The 3,572-nt window shown below is 49.1% G+C and carries 3 protein-coding genes and 1 pseudogene; all 4 read right to left on the bottom strand.

The genetic code is table 11. The features are described 5' to 3' along the window. Nucleotides 1–673 (bottom strand): annotated as a pseudogene (locus K2I50_RS02180) (hypothetical protein); the annotation flags it as partial. Between the two features lie 360 nt (nt 674–1,033). After that, nucleotides 1,034–2,323: a M16 family metallopeptidase gene (locus K2I50_RS02175; RefSeq protein ID WP_301024612.1), complete on the bottom strand. Its 1,290-nt coding sequence runs from the start codon at nt 2,321–2,323 to the stop codon at nt 1,034–1,036. A 7-nt stretch (nt 2,324–2,330) separates the two neighbouring features. Beyond that, nucleotides 2,331–3,089 (bottom strand): 3-deoxy-manno-octulosonate cytidylyltransferase, encoded by a 759-nt coding sequence (gene kdsB, locus K2I50_RS02170; RefSeq protein WP_301024611.1) that lies wholly within the window; start codon nt 3,087–3,089, stop codon nt 2,331–2,333. Nucleotides 3,090–3,102: 13 nt separating this feature from the next. Further along, a partial coding sequence (locus tag K2I50_RS02165; protein ID WP_301024610.1) for a lysylphosphatidylglycerol synthase transmembrane domain-containing protein occupies nt 3,103–3,572 on the bottom strand: 470 nt, incomplete at its 5' end.

Raw genomic sequence — 3,572 nt, 5'->3', positions numbered from 1 at the left:
ATCCGGGACCGCCCCAACCCCATGACCACGATGGACCCCACCATGAGTTCCAGCCAAACGACCACGACGGGCCCCAGTAATTCCAGGCCCAATATGGCGATGATGGCCACCATGGATCATACCACGACGGACCCCATCCCCAGGAATTCCATCCTGAGTTTACAAGATATATGTTAATATCAGGCTGCGATGCCGCTGAAGAATAGTAGTAATCCACGAGCTCGGGGTCCTTTACGTTGGCGATAATATCACCATTATGGAAACGCTCTATACGCCGTGTATAGGCAAAATCATCGCCTACAGCAGTAGTATCACCGACCTGTGAAGAGGAAGCATACTTACCACGACGATTGTACTCATCTACATTACGTGCCGAACCCGTACCGGGCAAGGCATAGGTATCGGCCGCAGCATAATCGCCACCCCCAAGATTGGGATTATAGGTGCTCTGCTGATTGGCAAGCGAACGCCAATATGCCATCTCGGCCTCATACTGTTGCTGCTGACGAATACGCTCTTCCTCTACGGCTTTCTTATGTGCAGCGATTTCCGCTTTGGCTTTTGTATCCTTTGAGGCGTCATAATAGATATCATCATCGTAATATCCCTGCGCCGAAGCAGTTGCCGCGGCGCCACAGAGAAATGCGGTGAGAAATGCTTTCGTTATTTTCATAATTCTAATTCTCCTTTTGAACAAATCTAATCATTAGACTATTGCATATGGCAATAGTTTAAAAATACTGTCAGCAAGTAAGTCGTAAAAATTATTACGCATATGATTACTTTAGTAACTCTATATTTCAGTCGAAGTTTTTTTGCAGCTTTTCCATTTCTTCGTCAGTCATGTAGCTCGCTACACTCCTTCCTCATTGAGGAAAAATCAATCAAGAATCCTCCCGCCGGAAATATAAAATAAATGTTTACTTGCTTATAATACAATAACGTCCAAAAATAACGAATTCTGCTGTAAAAGTCAAAGGAGAGCGACATTTAACACACTTAACAGCAATATTTAACATTTATTTCGGTTGTACTACACCTTGCTGCCGGCGATTACCACAATCTCCTTATCCAGCGGAAGATGCCGGCGCGCCACATCACAAAGAGCATCGGGAGTCATGGATGATATTACACCAACCTGTCGGGAGAAATAATCGGGTCCGGTAAAAGAGATTCTCTCTGTCACATGACACGCGGATATTGAAAACGCGGTATCGAGATGTTGTGCAAGCATACTCATCAGATATTGCCGTAAACGATTCATCTCCTCGTCAGTAAAATCACCGGAATGGAGTCTCCGTATCTCGTTTCTGATTTCGTCGACAACAGCCTCGGCATATGCATTGTCGGCCGAAGTCTGAACAAGCATCACCGTACCTTCCGGCGAACCCAGAAGCCCGGCCTGGATACCATATGTATACCCTTTGTCTTCACGGATGTTGGACATCAAGCGGCTGCCGAAATAGCCGCCAAGCGCCACTACTGCACACCGAAGCATGATATAATCAGGATGCGTGCGCGGTATCGACGGTATAGCCAGCCGGATAGCACTCTGCAATGCCCCCTGGCTTTCGACAAAGCGGTAAGACGGAGCTATAGTGTCAAAAGGCCGGATATAAGGTGGCGTCACACTTTCAGAGTCCACAGCCACAGAGCCGAATATGCGGTTAATCCCATCAATCATAGGCGCCGTGACACGCCCCGACAGAAACAGTTCTGCTCCTGAAAGATTACAGGAGAATATGCGGTTATGCCACTTGAGGAATTCCTCTCTTGAAACTGCCTCGACACTCTGAGGCGTATCCATGACAGCCTTGGGATGGTCAGCACCGTAGGCAAGTTCACGCACAGCCTTCTGGGCCTTATACTCCACACGCTGCATGGCAATGGCTGCACTCTGCGCCATACGATGCCGACAGGTGTCTACCGCATGGTCGTCAAGCTGCGGAGAAAAAATCATGTCGGCATATACCGGCAGCAGTTTCTCCCAATGCGAATTAAGCATTCTAAGGGATACTCCGGTAAAATGGTCAGACACAGACGGTAATACCTTAGCGCCGTTAAAGTCCAAAATGTCAGAAAGCTCCCCACCGGGATACATTCTGGAGCCGTCGAGCATCACCGGCACCAGCATTGATGCTACAGGCGACCCCATAGCATCCACTACCCCTCCGGGAGTAAGAAGCATCAACTCACTGACGTCCTGAAAAGAATGGTCATAAACATTAAGCACAATGCCGTTGTCAAGCGCGATGCGCTCCATCGGGGGCAATGACAGATGTCCGAACGGCCGCACTTCAGGCGGTGTAATACGATCAAGCATGGCGCTGTCAGGACTCAATAGATTTGCAGAACTCGATGGCATGGCATAAATCCTCAGGGGTATCAATGCCAATAGTAGGACACTCGGTAAGGCCTACTTTTATACAGTAGCCCGCCTGAAGCCACCTCAGCTGTTCGAGCGACTCGGCAATTTCAAGAGTACTCTGCGGAAGAGTAGTGATATTGTCAAGCACCGCCGCACGGTAAGCATACATACCTACATGAGTGTAATACTGTGCTCGCGACGGCCACTCCTCGCGAGGATAATTGCGAAGATACGGGATTACGGAGCGACTGAAATATATAGCCGACATATCATCGGCAACTACTACTTTCGGGCGATTAGGGTCGGCCAGAACCTCATAACTGCCATTACGGTCAAACGGGCGTACAAGCGTAGCGATGTCGGTGCTTTCGGAATCAAAACATTGCTTCAGCGAGGCAATCTGACATGGGTCAATAAAGGGCTCGTCGCCCTGGATGTTTATAATCACATCGGCCTTTGACCCGGATTTATGGTAGGCCTCACAGCAACGGTCGGTACCGCTCCGATGGGTATCAGATGTCATTACCACATTTCCGCCGAATGCCTTGACGGCATCTGCGATTCTTTCGTCGTCGGTAGCTACGATGACCTCGTCGAGCTCTTTCGAAGCCTGTCGATATACACGCTCTATCATGGTCATGCCGCATATATCGGCCAATGGTTTACCGGGAAAACGCGATGATGCATATCGCGCAGGTATTATTCCTATAAATGTAGTCATGGGAAAGAATATATCATTTTTCGGCCGCAGTACGGTCGTCTTGTTTATTTTTCAGGTTGGAATCTGTAGCGGCGGAGTCTATGGGTATTTCCGGGTCGGAGACAACAGGACGTGCCGTACGGCCGCTTAGCATCGAGGGAGCAAGAAACACACCGACAATCAGATATACATAATATGTGATGATACGCCAGAACAGAGCTATAATGAGCGCAACAGAGGCATTGCCGAGCATATCACCATAATATTCGGTAAAAAGCCACTCGCTGACTCCGCTGCCTCCAGGAGTCGGACTCACCATGAGCACTACCCACACGACAAACTGACGCGCAAATACCACCAGCTGATTGGCGGCAGGAACAAATCCAAGGAAAAGGGCATTGACCACAAGATAGCGCGATGTCCATGTAAGAGCCGTAGCCCCGAATACCTCGCCCCACCATTTCCAGGACCTGGTGCGCAATGATTTAGCGGTAGCTACCATAC

The sequence above is a fragment of the Muribaculum sp. genome, assembly GCF_029051885.1.
In the GTDB taxonomy this organism is placed as follows: domain Bacteria; phylum Bacteroidota; class Bacteroidia; order Bacteroidales; family Muribaculaceae; genus Muribaculum.
This window is presented reverse-complemented; position numbering and strand designations above follow the sequence as displayed.

Coding starts and splice junctions, on each gene's coding strand:
- K2I50_RS02175 (WP_301024612.1), bottom strand. CDS start 2,323: ATGCTTGATCGTATTACACCGCCTGAAGTGCGGCCGTTCGGACATCTG.
- kdsB (WP_301024611.1), bottom strand. CDS start 3,089: ATGACTACATTTATAGGAATAATACCTGCGCGATATGCATCATCGCGT.